Origin of the sequence: Halomicroarcula saliterrae, from assembly GCF_031624395.1 — an archaeon.
In the GTDB taxonomy this organism is placed as follows: domain Archaea; phylum Halobacteriota; class Halobacteria; order Halobacteriales; family Haloarculaceae; genus Haloarcula; species Haloarcula saliterrae.
The window spans coordinates 275,535-291,583 of sequence record NZ_JAMQON010000003.1 but is presented as its reverse complement, the minus strand read 5'-3'; the positions used below and the strand labels follow the sequence as shown (position 1 = coordinate 291,583).

The 16,049-nt window shown below is 64.9% G+C and carries 15 protein-coding genes and 1 tRNA gene; 8 read left to right on the top strand and 8 right to left on the bottom strand.

Annotation, left to right across the window (positions count from 1 at the left end; all coding sequences use genetic code 11):
- The first annotated feature begins 216 nt into the window (after positions 1-216).
- Both NDI56_RS12785 and NDI56_RS12780 read left to right on the top strand, forming a co-directional pair.
- Positions 217-3,348, top strand: coding sequence for a PKD domain-containing protein (locus tag NDI56_RS12785; RefSeq protein WP_310919928.1), 3,132 nt, complete (start codon positions 217-219; stop codon positions 3,346-3,348).
- A 46-nt stretch (positions 3,349-3,394) separates the two neighbouring features.
- Positions 3,395-3,850 carry a DUF5814 domain-containing protein gene (locus NDI56_RS12780; protein ID WP_310919927.1) on the top strand — a complete coding sequence of 152 codons (456 nt, stop codon included), beginning with the start codon at positions 3,395-3,397 and terminating at the stop codon, positions 3,848-3,850.
- Here NDI56_RS12780 and NDI56_RS12775 read toward each other — a convergent pair.
- Positions 3,843-4,661 carry an SDR family oxidoreductase gene (locus NDI56_RS12775; protein ID WP_310919926.1) on the bottom strand — a complete coding sequence of 273 codons (819 nt, stop codon included), beginning with the start codon at positions 4,659-4,661 and terminating at the stop codon, positions 3,843-3,845. The two genes, NDI56_RS12780 and NDI56_RS12775, sit on opposite strands and share 8 nt — an antisense overlap.
- 85 nt (positions 4,662-4,746) lie before the next feature.
- Between NDI56_RS12775 and NDI56_RS12770 the strand changes: the two genes are divergently transcribed.
- Positions 4,747-5,409, top strand: a complete 663-nt coding sequence (locus tag NDI56_RS12770) for a helix-turn-helix domain-containing protein (RefSeq protein ID WP_310919925.1) — start codon at positions 4,747-4,749, stop codon at positions 5,407-5,409.
- A gap of 11 nt (positions 5,410-5,420) precedes the next feature.
- Here NDI56_RS12770 and NDI56_RS12765 read toward each other — a convergent pair whose 3' ends face one another.
- Positions 5,421-5,858: a DUF8146 domain-containing protein gene (locus tag NDI56_RS12765; RefSeq protein WP_310919924.1), complete on the bottom strand. Its 438-nt coding sequence runs from the start codon at positions 5,856-5,858 to the stop codon at positions 5,421-5,423.
- 111 nt (positions 5,859-5,969) lie between these two features.
- Here NDI56_RS12765 and NDI56_RS12760 point away from each other — a divergent pair, with 111 nt between their 5' ends.
- Positions 5,970-6,386 carry a VOC family protein gene (locus NDI56_RS12760; RefSeq protein WP_310919923.1) on the top strand — a complete coding sequence of 139 codons (417 nt, stop codon included), beginning with the start codon at positions 5,970-5,972 and terminating at the stop codon, positions 6,384-6,386.
- 88 nt (positions 6,387-6,474) lie between these two features.
- Here NDI56_RS12760 and NDI56_RS12755 read toward each other — a convergent pair whose 3' ends face one another.
- Together NDI56_RS12755 and NDI56_RS12750 are read right to left on the bottom strand one after the other, a co-directional pair.
- Entirely contained in the window at positions 6,475-7,083 is a 609-nt protein-coding gene (locus tag NDI56_RS12755; protein WP_310919922.1) for an RPA family protein, read from the bottom strand.
- On the bottom strand, positions 7,084-8,025 hold the full coding sequence (locus NDI56_RS12750) for a replication factor A (RefSeq protein WP_310919921.1): 942 nt from the start codon (positions 8,023-8,025) through the stop codon (positions 7,084-7,086).
- A gap of 176 nt (positions 8,026-8,201) precedes the next feature.
- Between NDI56_RS12750 and NDI56_RS12745 the strand changes: the two genes are divergently transcribed.
- On the top strand, positions 8,202-8,489 hold the full coding sequence (locus tag NDI56_RS12745; protein WP_310919920.1) for a DUF7091 family protein: 288 nt from the start codon (positions 8,202-8,204) through the stop codon (positions 8,487-8,489).
- 49 nt (positions 8,490-8,538) lie between these two features.
- Complete coding sequence (locus tag NDI56_RS12740) at positions 8,539-8,769, top strand: hypothetical protein (RefSeq protein ID WP_310919919.1); 231 nt, start codon at positions 8,539-8,541, stop codon at positions 8,767-8,769.
- A gap of 29 nt (positions 8,770-8,798) precedes the next feature.
- On the opposite strand, the gene NDI56_RS12735 is transcribed toward NDI56_RS12740, so the two are convergent.
- Together NDI56_RS12735 and NDI56_RS12730 are read right to left on the bottom strand one after the other, a co-directional pair.
- Complete coding sequence (locus NDI56_RS12735) at positions 8,799-9,581, bottom strand: SDR family oxidoreductase (RefSeq protein ID WP_310919918.1); 783 nt, start codon at positions 9,579-9,581, stop codon at positions 8,799-8,801.
- Positions 9,582-9,621: 40 nt separating this feature from the next.
- Positions 9,622-10,068 carry a TRAM domain-containing protein gene (locus NDI56_RS12730; RefSeq protein ID WP_310919917.1) on the bottom strand — a complete coding sequence of 149 codons (447 nt, stop codon included), beginning with the start codon at positions 10,066-10,068 and terminating at the stop codon, positions 9,622-9,624.
- 201 nt (positions 10,069-10,269) lie between these two features.
- On the opposite strand from NDI56_RS12730, the gene NDI56_RS12725 reads away from it, so the two are divergent.
- On the top strand, positions 10,270-11,817 hold the full coding sequence (locus NDI56_RS12725; protein ID WP_310919916.1) for a globin-coupled sensor protein: 1,548 nt from the start codon (positions 10,270-10,272) through the stop codon (positions 11,815-11,817).
- Between the two features lie 392 nt (positions 11,818-12,209).
- A complete protein-coding gene (locus NDI56_RS12720) occupies positions 12,210-13,292 on the top strand; it encodes a DUF8203 domain-containing protein (protein ID WP_310919915.1) in 1,083 nt (360 codons plus the stop codon).
- A 417-nt stretch (positions 13,293-13,709) separates the two neighbouring features.
- Here the strand turns inward: NDI56_RS12720 and NDI56_RS12715 are convergent.
- Both NDI56_RS12715 and NDI56_RS12710 read right to left on the bottom strand, forming a co-directional pair.
- Positions 13,710-13,784, bottom strand: a tRNA-Arg gene (locus NDI56_RS12715).
- Positions 13,785-14,123: 339 nt separating this feature from the next.
- Positions 14,124-15,887: a sensor histidine kinase gene (locus NDI56_RS12710; protein WP_310919914.1), complete on the bottom strand. Its 1,764-nt coding sequence runs from the start codon at positions 15,885-15,887 to the stop codon at positions 14,124-14,126.
- Positions 15,888-16,049 lie beyond the last annotated feature (162 nt).

Genomic DNA, 16,049 nt, shown 5'->3' with positions numbered 1-16,049 from the left:
TTGCCAGTGCGAACTGCCACCGTACTGTCGGCTGGTGACCCATCGTTTCGACGCTGAACTGTTGTCCAATCGGTGGCTATAAACTCGGAATTTATGACGTTGATGTATGCATAGCGTGGTTGCAGCGGCCGATTCGCGGCTGTACGACGGTGACAGTGTTCCGACAGCGGGTCGGGACGAGCGGAGGGGCGCCAGTGCCGGCAACGGCGGGGTTCGATGACCGGCCCGCGCCAGCGGGTTCGGGCAGTCGTGCTGTCAGTAATCCTGCTGGGGTCGGTGGTCGCGGTTGCGCCGGGGCTGGTCGGCACCGCCGCCGCGGCGGGCAACGGGCCGGCCGGGATGAGCGGCGACGGGACCGCGGAAGACCCCTTCGTCATTACGAACGCGACACAGCTGCAGGCGATGGCCGAGAACCTCACGGCCCACTACGCGCTCGGCAACGACGTCGACGCCAGCGCGACGGCGACGTGGAACGGCGGTCTGGGCTTCGACCCGGTCGGGAACAGTACCGACCAGTTCGAGGGGAGTTTCGACGGGCGGAACTACGCGATTACGGCCCTCACCATCGACCGACCGACGGAGTCCAACGTCGGGCTGTTCGGCGAGACCACCGGTTCGACGGTCGGGAACGTCACGCTGGCGTCCGTCTCGGTCGAAGGAGCCGACGACGTCGGTGGCCTCGTCGGTGACGGCAGCGGGACGATAGACGACGTGACGGTGAGTGGTCGGGTCGAGGGCACCGACTACGTCGGCGGTCTCGTCGGCTACTCGTTCATCGGCGTCTCGAACGCCACAGTAGACGTCACGGTGACCGGCGGCATCGACGTCGGTGGGCTGGTCGGCCTGAACTACGGCGATATCGACGACTCAGCGGCGACCGGCGACGTCACCGGCACCGACTACGTCGGTGGGCTGGCCGGGTTTAGCGACGCGGACGTGTCTCGCTCGTGGGCGACGGGGACCGTCGACGGCTCGTCGGAGGTCGGTGGCCTGCTCGGAAACAACTACAACGAGTTCTCCGACGTGACCGATTCGTGGGCCAGCGGGGCGGTCAACGGCACCGACATCGTCGGTGGCCTGGTCGGGCGCAACAGCGGCGACCTGGTCGACTCGAACGCGAGCGGGGCCGTGACGGGGACCAGTCGCGTCGGTGGGCTCGTCGGCAAGCTCGGCGGGTCGGAAGACGGCGGCGTCGTCGCCGATTCGTGGGCGACGGGCGACGTCTCCGGCGGGACTGACACCGGGGGACTGGCCGGGATGAGCATCGGAGCCATCGCGAACGCGACGGCCACCGGCGACGTCGACGGAGACACGAACACCGGCGGGCTCGTGGGCAACAACACCGAACAGACGCTGTTTTCGGTCCGTTACGCCGGGAGCATCGAGCGCTCGACCGCGGCGGGGACCGTCGTCGGTGCGCAGAACACGGGCGGGCTGGTCGGCTGGAACAATCAGACTCTCGCGAACGCCTCGGCCCGCGGGAACGTCACCGGCACCGACAACGTGGGCGGGCTGGTCGGACTCGCCAGCAGCGCCGTCACCGACTCGTTCTCTGTCGGCCACGTCGACGGCGGCTCGGCCGCCGACGGGAACGACGTCGGCGGCGCGATCGGGGAGGTGACCGGGTTCGCGGTCCGAACGGACGGTGTCTACTGGAACAACGAGACGACCGACCAGACGGTCGGTGTTGGCCGGGGCGAGGTGCCGCCAGCGCTGACACCACAGGCGCGTACTACCGCACAGATGACGGGCGCGGCCGCCGAGCCGAACATGACCGCCCTCGACTTCGCCGGGACGTGGGACACGACGAATCGCTATCCCCACCTGTCACACCAGCCGACGTTCGACGTGGCCATCACCGATACGCCGAACTCGGTGACGGTCGGGGAGACCGCCAGCGTCGAGGCGACCGTCACGAACGCGGGTGCGACGGCGGACACCCAGTCGGTGTGGGTCGTCGACGGGGAGCGAACGTTCGTCCCGGTGACGCTCGAACCGGGCGAGTCGGTGACAGTCACCTTGGCGTGGCAGACCGTGGCGAGCGACGTCACCGGTGATCGCGTGACGGTCCTGACGCCGGACCGGACGGCGACGGCGGCGGTGCCGGTCGAACCCGTCGACGACACCGCGCCGACCGCCGACGCGGGCGGGAACGAGACGCTGACTGTCGAGCCGGGCGAGTCGGTGGCGTTCGACGCCAGCGCGTCGACGGACAACGACGATATCACGGCCTACGAGTGGGACTTCGGCGACGGAACGCGCGTGTCGGGCGAACAGGCCAACCACAGCTACGACTCGGCCGGAACGTACACCGTCACCCTGACCGTGACCGACCCCGCGGGCAACGAGGCGAACGACACGCGGACCGTGCGCGTCGCCTCGCCGCCGTCGGGGGGCTCCGTCGACGGGTCGTCCTCCAACGTCGAGACCGAAGTCGACGTCCGCCGGACGGGCGAGGGGTGGCGTGTCACCGTGACGGGCGCGCGACCGACCAGGCCCGTCGCCGCCACGCTCGGCGCCGAGACGGCGGCCGACCGCCGGAACCTCACAGTCGCGGCTATCCGGCTGAACCACAGCCAGGTCGACTACTTCTGGCTCGATTTCGTCACTGAGGACGGAAGCGAGCGCGCCCCGGCGTTCGCGGCGACCACCGGCGCCCGGTCGGTCGGAACTATCACCGTCGAGCACAGCATCGCCGACGAGAAGGTCGACGACGCGACGGTCCGCTTCCGGGTGCACGAGCGCGCACTGGACACCGCGACCGACACCGAGTCGGTCACGCTGTACCGGCAAGAGAGCGACGGCTGGACCGCTCTCCCGACGACGCTGGTCGACGAAACCGACACGCACTACCACTTCCGGAGCGTCTCGCCGGGGCTCTCCGTGTTCGCCGTCGGGACGGCCGGGCCCGCCTTCGAGGTGACCGAAGCGAGCGTCGGCGACGCGGCTATCGAGCCCGGACAGTCGACCGACGTGACCGCCACCGTCGCCAACCGCGGCGACGCGAACGGGACGTACGCGCTCGAACTCACCGCGGACGGCTCGGTCGTCGCGAGCCAGTCCGTCGACGTGCCCGCCGGCGAAGAACGGACGGTGACGGTCACCCCTGCCTTCGAAACGGCCGGGACGTACGCCCTCGCCGTCGGCGGCGAGTCGGCCGGCGAGCTAACCGTGCGAGCGGCGACGACCACCGCGGAGCAGCCGACGACCGACCGGCCCGCGGCCACCGCAACCGGAACGCCGACCGACGAGGCGGAGGCGGCCGGGTTGAGCCGCACCAGCATCGCCGCCGTGGTCATCGTGCTGGCGCTCATCGCTGCCGTCGGCGTCTGGTACCGACAGTCCTGAGAGTCCGGGATACTTTTACTCGGCAGTCGCGTACGTTCGGGTACGCGTGGCCATCACCGACAAGATATACGTCAAGAACCATCGGCAACTCGCCTCCCAGCTGGAGACGAGCTTCCCGAAGGGGGCGTTCAAAGGGGCGACACTCGACATCCTCTTTCAGGGCGAGGGGCTGGCGAAACTCGACGACGCCTCCCGCGACCGGGTGCTCGATTTCGCGGAGGACTTCATGGACTGTGACTGCCAGGCCGCCCCCCACTGTGGCTGCCCGGAGCGGAAGTTCATCAGCTACCTGCTGGAGCTTCGCGAACAGGGGCTGGGTCCCGACGCCATCGTCGACGTGATGACCGACGACTACATGCTGTATGCCTATCCCGGCGACGTCCTCTCGTTTCTCGACAACAGCGTCCGGACGCTCGAAGCCATCGAGACGCTGGCCGGCGTCGACGGGGAGCGCGAGATAGAGCGGCTCGCCGGCGAGCGGCGGAACCACCTCGTCAGATAGTGTCGGCTCGCGGTCCCGTCTCGGCGTCCGACACGTCGGACTGGTCGGCAACTTCGTTCCGGAGCCACTCGGTCCACGTCACCGTCCCGACCGCCCGGTCCGGCCGAGTCGCTCGCCCGTCCCGGAACGCGCGGACGGTCGCGGTGGGTATCGGCAGCCGGACGACGGGGCGTCGGAGTCCCCTCGCCGTCCGGTAGCTGCGAGCGAGGTCGCCGACGGTGTGAATCTCGGGTCCCGTTACCGGCGGCATCCGGCCGCGGGGCTCGGCGACAGCGTGGTCGACGAGCACGTCGGCCACCTCGCCGGCCGCGACCGGCTGTAACCGCATCGCCGTCGGCAGCGGCCACACCGGGAGCTTCGAGAGCGTCCCGGCGATGTCGGCGAGGAACTCGTGGAACTGCGTCGCCCGGAGGATAGTGCCGGGCACGTCGCTAGCCTCGACAGCCCGTTCGGCCGCCAGCTTGTGGTCGTAGTACGAGTACGGGATATCGTCGACGCCGACGATAGAGGGGTAGACGAAGTTCGAGACCCCGACGTCGGCCGCCGCGTCGAGCAGCCGCTCGGTTCCCGCGACGTCGACCGCCTCGGTGTCGCCCGTCGGCGCCGTCGCGGCGTGGACGACGGTGTCGACATCCTCCACAGCGGCGGCGACCCCGTCGCCGCTCGTGAGGTCCAGTTCGACCCACTCGCAGTCCCCGTCACCCGCCGGCGGCGAGCGACTGGCCGCCCGAACGTCGTGGCCGGCCGACTGCAGTCGCGAAAGCAGTGCCTCGCCGAGCGTCCCCGTCGCGCCTGTCACCAGTGTTCGCATGCGTCGACCTACGACCGGCTATCAGGAGTCGTTCCTGCCGCAACTACACGGGTGATTTAAATTATTCTGGAAAAAACGGCCAGCTATGAAACACGTCCGGCTGGAGCTGACCGCCAACGGCCGCGAGTCGGATATTCATCCGATGTACGACGTGCTCGCGAACGCCCCGTTCGTCGAGCGGGCGACGGCGCTGCAGTGGAACTGGGCGGGCGACACGCTCGGCATCCTCCACTACATCGTCGGCGATATCGAGGCTTACGAAGCGGCTGCGACCGACATCGACGAGGTCATCGAGTGCGAACTGGAGCCGGCCGGCGACGACGCGTTCTACGCGTACATCTTCGACGAGCTGACGCCGGCCTCGCGAGCCATGTTCGAGCCCGCCAGCTACAGCGGGCTCGTCGTCGTCCCACCGATGGTGTACCACGAGAACGGCGACGTGTCGATATCCGCGTTCGGACCGGCCGAGGTGTTACAGCGGGCCATAGAGCAGATGCCGGACCCCATCGAAATCACCGTCCGGTCGGTCAGCGGCCTGACTGGGCTCCCGCAGGTGACCGAGAGCTATCTCAGCGACCGCCAGCAGGCTGCCCTGACCGCCGGCCTCGAACTGGGCTACTACGACGTCCCGCGGGAGGCGAGTCAGGAAGACGTGGCCGCGGCGCTGGACTGTGCGCCCAGTACGGCCGCCGAACACCTCAGAAAAGGGGAGGCGAAACTCGTCAGCGCCACGGTCGGGTCACGGTAGCGAGCGCCGGGTCAGAACTCGTCGTCGAAGCTCCCGATGCGGTAGGACGCGTCTTCGTCCTCGCCTTCGTCCAGATCTTCGAGGTGGATGACCTCGTCCTGGTCCATCTCGTCCAGCTGGGTTCGCAGCTTCGTCACGTAGCGTTTGTGCTCCTCTAGCTGCTCGCGGAGGTGTTCTGCCTCCAGTTCCAGCCGCTCGTGCTCGCGGACGAAGCTCTTTGGCACCTCGACTTTCGGCGGGAAGCTCTCGGCGCTGCTCTCCTCTGCCGTCGCGGCCTCCAGTTCGTGGTCCGGCGCGACCGTCACCTGCCCGTCGTGGGCGACGAGCGTGTCGACGTAGTCGCGAAAGACCGCAGAGAGGGAGATGTCGCGCTCCTCCGCGATCTCGCGAAGCGTCTCGAACTTGTCCTCGCTGACCCGGAAGGAGATAGTCTTGTTTTTGTTCCCCATGGTTGGTTCTTACTCGTTACTCCTCATATTTAATCATTTGTCAGACGCTCGCATGCCACGGCGAGTGAGCACACACGAAACGGTTTATCCCCGGGCCATGACGCGACGGGTATGGACCCCACCGCACATCACTTCGCCGTCACCGTCAGCAATCTCGACCGCGCCGTCGCCTTCTACCGCGACACCCTCGGGCTCGACGTGCTGAGCGAGTTCTCCGTCGGCGGCGACGGCTTCGAGACCGGCGTCGGTATCGACGGGGCCAGCGCCGAGTTCGTCCACATGGACGCCGGCGACGCCCGGATCGAACTCGTCGAGTACACGCCCGAGGGGGACAGCCGCTCCGAGGGCCGACTCAATCAGCCCGGAGCGACGCATCTGGGGCTGGAAGTCGCGGACCTCGATTCGGTGTACGAGTCGCTCCCGAACGGCGTCGAGACCGTCGCCGAGCCACAGACGACCGAGAGCGGAACGCGTATCCTGTTCGTCCGGGACCCCGACGGCACGCTGGTCGAACTCCTTGAGACGTGAAAATCGACGGCGGCGAGCCGTCGTAGGTCGTCCGGATGGCGCCGACCCAGGGTCGGTGCCTACCCGTAAACCGCTACGACAACCCCTCTCAGTCGGCGCTGGCTTCCGCCGGCTCTTCCATGCTCTCTAAGGCCCCGACGACGGACTGCCGGTACGGCTCGACGTCGTCGCCGTACTCCTCGTGGGCCATCGCGACGTACTCGTCGATGTCCGGGTCCTCGGTGTCGGCGTCGGTAAAGCGGCGGATGCGGTCGAGCGTCCGCTCGGCCGCCTCGACGACCCAGCGGTCGCGGGTCGCTTCGTCGACCTGCGAGATGGACTCGGGGCGGACGGAGACGTTAACGTCGCCCTCGTCGGTCTCGTAGGTCCGGGGTTTGCCCACGACCGCCACGTAGGCCGGCGGCTCCAGCTCGCGCAGCATCGAGGCCGCGTCGGGCTGGTACTGCCCGGCGTACATGAAGAACGTGTCGCCGTTCGGGTCGACGACCCGTCCCTGCCAGTACTCACTGTCCTCGCCGACGTCCTCGGTCTCCGTGAGGGTGCCGACCAGGAACACACGGTTCGCGCGCTGACCCGTCGGCAACAGGACGTACACCGGCGCTCGGTCGTCGTCGGATTCCTTGAACGTGTAGCTCGCGTCGTTGAACTCGCGGGCGAAGACGCGTCGGGCGACTTCGCGGGTTGGTGTGCTCGCCATTTAGATCGACCTCGCTTTGATCAGCAGTTCGTCCGCATCCACGGTCCCGGTCAGTCGCTCCTGTTCGTCGGCCAGCACGTAGCGGCCGAACGTCGGGCCGGTGACCCTGTAGTACCGGCCGAGGATGTCCGCGCGCATCTCGTCGGCCACGACGGTCGTATCGAGCGCGTCCATCGCCATCTCCTTTGCCTCCTCGAGGGTGATGCCGGTGAGCTGCTCGGTGGCCTCCTCGTCGAAGATGACCTCGGTGACCTCCTCGCCGTCGTCCAGCACGCCCTTGATGCGGAGGTCGAACTCCCCTTCGACCTCGCCGTGTTCGCTACAGCGGCCGTTCTGGAGGACGCGGGTGCAGTCCTCTTCCGGACAGCGCTTGATGAGGCCCGAGCCCGACTGGATGTCGACCAGCGCGCCCTCGACCTCGACGTTGTCGTCGCCGACCTCGATCTCCTCGTCCAGCTCCTCGATGGTCGTCGTCCGATTGAGCTTCACGGAGAACCGGCCCTGGTACTCGTCGGTGACGACGTTGGTCAGGGCGTAGGATTTCCCCTCTTCGAGCTCCGGCAGGTCGGACTTCGACCACTTGGTGAACTTGATGGTGCCCGTCTCGTCGCCGAGCAAGCCGACCTGTGCGACCGCGTCGGCGCGGGGCTCCCACAGTTCGACCACGGTGACTCGAACGTCGACCCACTCCTCGGGGGCGTCGACGTCGGCGACGTCGACCTGCTCGTTGCCGCCGCCACCGCCGCCGAGCTGGTCGCGGTCCATGCCGGCCTCGTCCAGGTACGTGTTGACGACGCTCCGGCGGGCCTCGGTCGCTGGCACCTTGTACTCGTTGACCAGCGTGTCGAGACGCTCGAACACGTCGTCGATGTCGATGTCGAGCTGGTCGGAAAACTGCTCGTGTATCTCTTCAGCGTGGGTACGCAAATCTGACTCTGTCATGTGCTTTCACTGTCTCCGCCTGTTTTTCGATGGGAGACACCTGAGCGTTGGTCGCCTTCGGATATAAACGCTCGGACGGCAGGGTGAAAGTGGAACCCAGAGACGGATAACTGGATGGCGCGTCGGCCCCCGACAGCGTCGAGAAGATTGATTTGGTGGCGGCCGATAGCTTGGGTATGGGCGACGACGACGACCGACTGGAGCGCTTTATCAGCGGGACCATCCGCTCGGTCGGGAGCCAGCTTTCCGAGGCCAAACGCGCCTACAGCGACGGCAAGCGGGCCGCGATGGCCGGACTGCCACGCGACGAGAACGGCCGGGCGCGCATCGTCTGTCGCCGCCACGCCGAACGGCGTGCCGTCTCGCTGGACGAGCGGGCCCGCCCGGAGTGTTTCGACCCTGACCACCCCGACTGTCAGGGCTGTATCGAGGACATCGACGCCGGCAGTATCGAGACGTGGTGACAGCCAATCGGGGGAAACGGTCATTAGTACCGGCCCCGATGTGCGGGCTATGAGCGGTGTTCTCCGGCAGTTCTGGCTCACGGTCGTGCCGTTGCTGGTCGGCTTCTCGGCGGTCGGGCTGCTGGTCCTGGCCGCGCTCTTTCCCGAGCAACTGTTCGCCGTCGACAGCGTGGGCTACATCGCCACGGCCGCCGTCGCGCTCGGCTCGCTCGGGCTCCTGGTGTGGCAACTGGCCACGGGTGGCGGGTCCCCGAGAAACAGGTTCCAGCCGCCAGAGTAACGAGGTTTCGACCGATGGGAGAAACCTCGCTAGCTCCGCATCGACCCACCATCCACCGGCATCGCGATACCGTTGACGTACGACGACCGGGCCGACGAGAGATACGCCACCACGTCACCCAGCTCTTCGGGCTGGCCGACGCGGCCCAGCGGCGCGTCTGACCACGACGCCAGCCCCGCCTCGTAGGAGTCGTACTCGCCGCGCTCGACGGCGGCTTCGACGAGTTCCTCGATGCGTGGCGTCTCGTGAGCGCCCGGTAGCACCGCGTTGACGCGCACTTCCGGGGCGAACTCGCGTGCCTGCGTCTTCATCAGACCGATGACCGCTCGCCGGACCGCGTTCGAGAGGACGAGGTCGTCGATGACCTCCCGGACCGACCGGGAGGTGATGTTGACGACGGTGCCGGCCTCGGAGGCTTTGAGGTAGGGGTACGCGGCGCGGGTCGTCCAGACGACGCTCATCACGAGCAGGTCGTAGGCCGTGTACCACTCGCGCTCGGTGGTCTCCATGAACGGGCCGGGCGCCGGCCCACCGGAGCTGGTGACGACGTGGTCGAGACCACCGAACTGTTCGACGGTCTCCTCGACGAACGCCTCGACTTCGTCAGGGTCGGTGATGTCGGCCTCGACGGCCAGCACGTCGCCGTCACCGGCGGCTTCGAGCGTCTCGCGCGTCTCGTCGACGTGAGACTGCGTCGTGCCGCAGACGGCCACGTCGGCGCCTTCGCGTGCGAACCGCTCGGCGCTCGCTCGGCCCAGTCCGCTGGTCGCGGCGGTACAGAGAACGGCGTTGCCCGCAAGTTCGAGATCCATAGCCGACTCGACGGCCGAGTCGGACAAAAAACTCGGTGCCCTAGCTGCCCCAGAAGTTGTCGCGGCTGCCGAGCCGTTCGTCCGCTTCCTCGTCGTCGTCGTCGCCCTGGTAGCCGCTCTCGTCGTCGTCAGCGTCCTCGGCGTCCTCCTCGTCGCGTTCCAGTCGTTCGAGTTCGTCCGCTCGCGCGTGGTTCGACCGGACCTTGGTAATCTGGACTTTCGACCTGGCCGGCGGCAGGACGCCGTCGACCATCACGATGAACCCGTCCTCGGTCCGGCCGACGCCGGCGCCGCTCTCGTGGATGTCGTCGACCTCGACGACGACCTCCTGACCCGGCTTGACGGGCTGGCTCTTCAGGTCCGAAATCGGCTGGTTGTAGTGGTTACACCACTCGGCACCCCCGCGGTCGCCGTAGTGCGTACAGCCCATCCCCTCGATGCGTTCTGTAAAACTAGGGCAGTCGTCGGCGAGCGGACAGTCGGGCATGCCTCCGGGTAGAGTGGCCGCCGGCAAAACGCTTGCGACCTGCCAGAAGGCACAGGATACCACGCCGAGACTGCCCTGCGCTGGACTGAGCCAGCGCCGGGACGGCGGCCGACCCGCCGCCAGTGTCGGGCGCCACCGACCGCTATCAATCGTGAGTATTGCCGATATAGATATAAATAATAGAGCAAGCTCTGTCCGCGTATGAGCGATTACGCGGCGATATTCGGGCAAGGAGGGTTGAACGACCAGGTCGACGTCGACGCGCTCGTCCGGGAGATAGGGCTGGACCGAAGCGAGATAGAGTGGCGGAAAGACTACCTCGACTTCGACGCGGCCGACAGACAGCGGCTCGAAGCGCTCCAGCCGCTGTTCGAGGAGAACGCCGACGCCGTCGCCGACGCGTTCTACGAGAACCTCACGCAGTACGACGAGACGGTCGCGGTCATCAGCCGGTCGCCGAAAGCCGTCGACGCCCTGAAAGACACCCAGCGAGCGTACTTCGTCACGCTCGCCGAGGGCGAGTACGGCGAGGAGTACTTCCAGAACCGCGCCCGTATCGGCAAGCTCCACGATATCCTCGAAATGCCGATGAAGCAGTACATCGGCCAGTACGGCGTCTACTACGACCTCATCCTCCCGTTGCTGACCGAGCGGGCGAGCGAGCGCATCACGGAGCGCCTCGAAGCGGCGCTCGACGGGACGGCGACCGACGGCGGTGTCGCCGCGGCGAGCGAGGAGACCGTCGACGACATCGTCACCGAGGAGATCACCGACCTCCGCGAGGACATCACGTCGGTCCTGCGCATCATCAACCTCGACATGCAGGTGGTCGCGGACACGTACATCCACTCCTACAGCCAGAAGCTACAGGCCGAAATCGAGCGCCGCGAACGGCTCGCCGCCGAGGTCGAAGACGACCTCGAAACGCCGATTTCGGAGCTGCGTGACTCCGCTGACGGCGTGGCCCAGTCCTCACAGCAGATCTCCGAGCTGACGACCGAGCAGTCCGAGCGGATACAGTCCATCGCCGGCGAGGTCTCCAACATGAGCGCCACTGTCGAGGAGGTCGCCGCCAGCGCGAACGAGGTCGAAAGCAACAGCCAGCGCGCCCGCCGGCTCGCCGAAGACGGCCAGTCGGCCGCCGACGACGCGATGGGCGTCATGGACGACGTGGGCGAGGCCGTCGACGAGGTCTCGACCGACGTGGACGAACTGCAGGACCGCGTCGGCGAGATCGACGCCGTCGTCGAGGTCATCAACGACATCGCCGAACAGACCAACATCCTCGCGCTGAACGCCTCCATCGAGGCCGCCCGCGCGGGCGAGGCCGGGTCCGGATTCGCAGTCGTCGCCGACGAGGTGAAGTCGCTGGCCGGCGACTCACAGGAGCGCGCTCAGGAGATCGAGACGCTCGTCCACGCCATCGAGGCCGACACCGAGGACACCGTCGAGAGCCTCGACGAGACGACCGAACGGATCGAGTCCGGCATCGAGCGCGTCTCCGAAGCGATGGAGCTGCTCGACGACATCACCGAGGCCGTCCAGGAGACCGCACAGGGCATCCGGGAGGTCTCCGACGCCACCGACGAACAGGCCGCAAGCACCGAAGAGGTCGCCAGTATGCTCGACGAACTCGTCGCCCAGGCGGACACCGTCGCCGCCGAAGCCGAGCAGATCGCCGCCGCCAACGAGGAACAGGCCGCCACGGTAGAGGAAGTGTCCCAGACCGTCGACCGGCTGACCGAGTGAGGGCACGGGTCCTGTCGGCATGCAGAATCAAGCTCAAGAAAGGCTTCTGCATAGTGGGCTGTCAGCCCCCGCGACGAGCGGAGCTGAAGCGAACGACGTGTAGCCATCTACTATGACGATACGAAAGACGGCCCGCTGGCAACGACGGCTTGATAATCGGATTCTTGAACAGTTGCGTGAAATCGCTTAACGATAGCGAAGCAGACCGCTATCCTCAACGGCGTTTACACTGCCGGGTCACAAGTACAAGACCGGTGTAAGGTACTGGCCGACCCAGATTTAGTTGGTTTTCTGACTGAGGATTGTGATTCCGGTGCAGTTTTGGTAATTCTAACTGGCCTAAATATTATACTGGTTCAAACTTTTGCAAAGTTATCGACGGAGATGGATGGGTGGCTTCAGATGCAACAAAGTATAGATTTCATGAACAGCAGCCAAACTGGGTTAGCCTGGCCGCTGTTGCAGTAGCTGTTGATGATATTGAAGAATTCGATAGCAGATACTTTGAGATTATAACAAAAAAGTGTGGCGAGTACGGAATTGAAACAGAGCACCCGATAATAAAAGATTCAGATATTACTAGATGGGTGAAAGATTGGGAAAGGGAGGATGCGCGAAAGGAGATCGTACAGGAACTATTGACAATCGAAACAATTCGTGAAGTTCAGTTTGTAGAAACGTCTTTGCCACCACAGTGGGTCACTTTATTTAGAGATAACGAAGACGATAGGAAGAGAATGGAATCACAGGAGTTCATGAATAATATTTTAGAAAAATATTATAATATCATTGCCATCTGGGAATACCTTAGAAAAAAGAAGACACGACCGGAGCACCTACCATATGATACTTGGCCAATCCATAAAAATGTCTTAACAGACGACTTTGGCGGGCAAATATCCAAATCGTGGCTAGATGTGGGCGAATTGTCTAATAAAATAAGAGTCATTCCTCAAGGAGATAAAACGTATCCTCTTCTCTCACTTGCAGATCTAACCATGGATATGGTAAAGCAGCAAGTAGAGGAATGGGATGAAGAAGAGATATACAAGTTCCTAAAAGACATAACACCAGAGGACTCTGCTTACGTTGATTCTAAGTCTATCGACCACGGCATTGATTTGAGGCATATGGTGCCACACACAACTGATAGTATCAGAAGTATCCTCCATTATCCCAGTCCAACGGTTTATATTGAGACTGGAGATGAACTCTCTACAAAGAAGGTCAAGTCTCTAGATATATTTGAGCATGCTTGTAAATTTGCACAGAAGTCAGATGGATGTGTGAAGTTCTTTAATGAGAACCACGACCGAGATTTCATGGATTCGTCAGACTTTCTTATTTGCCTTGGAGATAATAAGGATCAATTAGAAGATTATGCCTCGTTGAATGATAGGAAATCGGTAAGCGTTCTTGATAGGAGTGAAGCAATCCGCCTGTTTCAGGATGAGCTATCGGCTTTCTCCGATTAAAGATGCATCTAGTACGTTGTAGAACGGTTCCTGGGAGGGAACCGAAATAAGGCGCGTCCTGGGAAAGGACGCGTTGTGTTTATTCATCACCACCGAATGTATATAAATCCTTCCAAGCTGTGTGCGCTGATTAAAATATGGAACAAACCGAAGTTGATTAATCATATTCAACAATTCGATCTTGCCACTGTGGACGACGATGGCCTCTAGATCAACGCCAATCTCCACGTATCGCTCATCGCTTCGCTCCTCACGACCGGGACGTTCCCATCGGTCGCGCCTCGTGTTCGTCGCAGAAGCGGGCACGGTGGGATTCTCACCCGAGGCCAGACCTCACTCCGCTCGTTCGGTCTGGCGTGGTTCGAATTCCCCTGCGTGCTGCGGTTCAGCACGCCTCGCTGTCGCTCGGCGGCTTCACGGGCACGGTGGGATTCGAACCCACGACCGTCGGATTAGAAGTCCGACGCTCTATCCGGGCTGAGCTACGTGCCCTCAGCGGGACAACAACGGGGAGCATCAAAAACCGTGCGAATCGGACGGCTGCACAGGACAGTAATACTCAGCGCGGACAGCCTGCGCTTCGACAGCGAACGATAAGCCGGACAGTCCCGCCCGTAGCTGTTTGTCCGGCCGGCATGGGCGGGACTGAAAGGGGCCAACCGTTCGGCGAACCCCGGCGACGCAAGGACCGCAACGGAGTGAGGACCGCAACGAGCCGCGGGAGTCGAACGGTCGGGGGCTTTCCGGCCGTTCGCGGTGCCGTTTGCAGTGGTCGTAGCTGGGCCGGCCGTTCGCACCGGCGACTTCGTACGTCACCGCTACGCACACGCCTCATTCCTCGGGGTGCTCGACGTTCCGGAACTCGAAGCGAGCACCACCGGTCGCACTCTCGGTGACGGTCACCGACCACTCGTGGACGTCGGCGATGGTCCGGACGATAGACATGCCCAGCCCGGTGCCGCCGTCGGTGGAGTAGCCGTGGTCGAGCACGGCGTCGCGGTCGGCTTCCGGGATGCCGACGCCGTCGTCGGCGACGAAGAAGCCGCCGTCGAGCGGGCCGACAGTGACCGTGAGACCACCGCCGTCACCCAGCGTCGCCTCGGCCTCGTCCGGCAAGCCGTGTTCCATCGAGTTGCGGAAGAGGTTCTCGAAGACGTGCAGGAGGTAGTCCTCGTCGGCGAGGAGCGTCGCGTTTTCGGGGACCGAAAGCGTCGCGCCGGCGGTGTCGACGTGGGCCCAGGCGGTGTGGGCGGCGGTGGCGAGGTTCACGGGAGCGACGTCGAGGCTGTCGCGGTCGACGGCGGTCAGTTCCCGGAGGTCCTCGACCATCTCGCTCATCCGGCGGATGGCGCGGTCGATGTCGTCGAGTCGGGAGAGGTCCTCGGTCTCGCGGGCGAGTTCGACGTAGCCCGAAGCGACCTGAATGGGGTTTCGCAGGTCGTGGGAGACGTACTGGCCGAACTGGTCCAGGCGTTCGTTCTGCCGTTCGAGCTGGGCGGTTCGGACCTGGAGCCGACCGCGCTGGCGGCGTTCCTCGGTGATGTCGCGGGCGACGACGACGGCGCCGGAGCACTCCCGGGACGAGTTCGTAATCGTCGAGACGCGGACGTCGTAGAAGCGCTGCTCGCCGTCGATACTGCAGTCGAGGATGGTGTCGTCGGCGGGCGGGTCGTCGCCGGCGACGGCGGTGTAGCAGGCGAGCAGCGTCGGCCGCGTCGCGAACGCTTCCTCGACGGGTTCGGTCGGGGCGTCGGCCTCGGGTGGCCGGCCGAGCAGGCGGTTCCCCGGCGGGTTCGTGTAGCGGATGGTCCCCTCGCGGTCGACGATGTAGACGGCGTCGTCCATGCTCTCGACGACGGCCTGTCGGGCCAGGGGCTGGATGTCGAAGAGGAAGTCGTTGACGTACGACCAGCCGATGGGCAGGGCGGCGACAGTCGCCCCGTAGGTGATGAGCTGGACGTTGGGCCACGGGTTCAGGGCCGGAATCAGTGTAGTGTGTTCCGAGAGAAAGAGCACCGAGAGGGCGAACTCGATGACGCCGACGGCGGTCATCACGGCGAGCTGGGGGCGGTAGCTGGCGAACGTGCGTTTCCACGTCGAGACGATGACGACGTGGGCGGCGGCGACGACACCGAAGATGTAGACGCAGTTGAGCCAGAACAGCGGCCCGAGGGTCAGTTCGAGCAGGAACAGCGACCCCATCGGGTCGAGCGCGAGCGCCGACCAGTACAGGTCGCCGGGGTTCGACAGGACGCAGCCGACGAGGCCGAGCCCGACCGCGGCGATGGGGACCAGATACCGCCGGACGAGCAGGTCCTGCCGGTCGGTGTAGCGGCCGGCGAACACCCAGAACGCCATCGCGAACAGCGGGCTCATCGCGTGGCGGGCGACGAACCACGGGCGCTTGGTCGCCACTGTCGGCGCCAGCAGCTGGGCGACGTACAGCGTCGACCACACGGCGAGTGTGAGCATCAACACCGTGTAGGTTCGCGCGCCCCGCGTCTCCCGCTGTTGCCACGTCACCCCGGCGATGAGTAGCGCGAGCGCAGTAGAGATTATCCCGAGGGCGACGACGGGGTGGATGAGTTCGGGCATAGTCCTGTACACCTCGGGCCAGACCTGTCAGTTACGACTGGCCACCGAGTGGTGTCTACACTGTCTACGGTACGTAAGTTTAGTGTAGCGGCCGAGCGTCCGGATGAAACTGTCCCGGGTACGCCGGCAGGGGTGTCGACGAGGGCGGGACGGACGCCGGTG

Excerpts from the sequence above, each read along its gene's own strand:
- NDI56_RS12785 (WP_310919928.1), top strand. The coding sequence starts at position 217 with ATGACCGGCCCGCGCCAGCGGGTTCGGGCAGTCGTGCTGTCAGTAATC.
- NDI56_RS12775 (WP_310919926.1), bottom strand. The coding sequence starts at position 4,661 with ATGCGAACACTGGTGACAGGCGCGACGGGGACGCTCGGCGAGGCACTG.
- NDI56_RS12770 (WP_310919925.1), top strand. The coding sequence starts at position 4,747 with ATGAAACACGTCCGGCTGGAGCTGACCGCCAACGGCCGCGAGTCGGAT.
- NDI56_RS12765 (WP_310919924.1), bottom strand. The coding sequence starts at position 5,858 with ATGGGGAACAAAAACAAGACTATCTCCTTCCGGGTCAGCGAGGACAAG.
- NDI56_RS12760 (WP_310919923.1), top strand. The coding sequence starts at position 5,970 with ATGGACCCCACCGCACATCACTTCGCCGTCACCGTCAGCAATCTCGAC.
- NDI56_RS12755 (WP_310919922.1), bottom strand. The coding sequence starts at position 7,083 with ATGGCGAGCACACCAACCCGCGAAGTCGCCCGACGCGTCTTCGCCCGC.
- NDI56_RS12750 (WP_310919921.1), bottom strand. The coding sequence starts at position 8,025 with ATGACAGAGTCAGATTTGCGTACCCACGCTGAAGAGATACACGAGCAG.
- NDI56_RS12745 (WP_310919920.1), top strand. The coding sequence starts at position 8,202 with ATGGGCGACGACGACGACCGACTGGAGCGCTTTATCAGCGGGACCATC.
- NDI56_RS12740 (WP_310919919.1), top strand. The coding sequence starts at position 8,539 with ATGAGCGGTGTTCTCCGGCAGTTCTGGCTCACGGTCGTGCCGTTGCTG.
- NDI56_RS12735 (WP_310919918.1), bottom strand. The coding sequence starts at position 9,581 with ATGGATCTCGAACTTGCGGGCAACGCCGTTCTCTGTACCGCCGCGACC.
- NDI56_RS12730 (WP_310919917.1), bottom strand. The coding sequence starts at position 10,068 with ATGCCCGACTGTCCGCTCGCCGACGACTGCCCTAGTTTTACAGAACGC.
- NDI56_RS12725 (WP_310919916.1), top strand. The coding sequence starts at position 10,270 with ATGAGCGATTACGCGGCGATATTCGGGCAAGGAGGGTTGAACGACCAG.
- NDI56_RS12710 (WP_310919914.1), bottom strand. The coding sequence starts at position 15,887 with ATGCCCGAACTCATCCACCCCGTCGTCGCCCTCGGGATAATCTCTACT.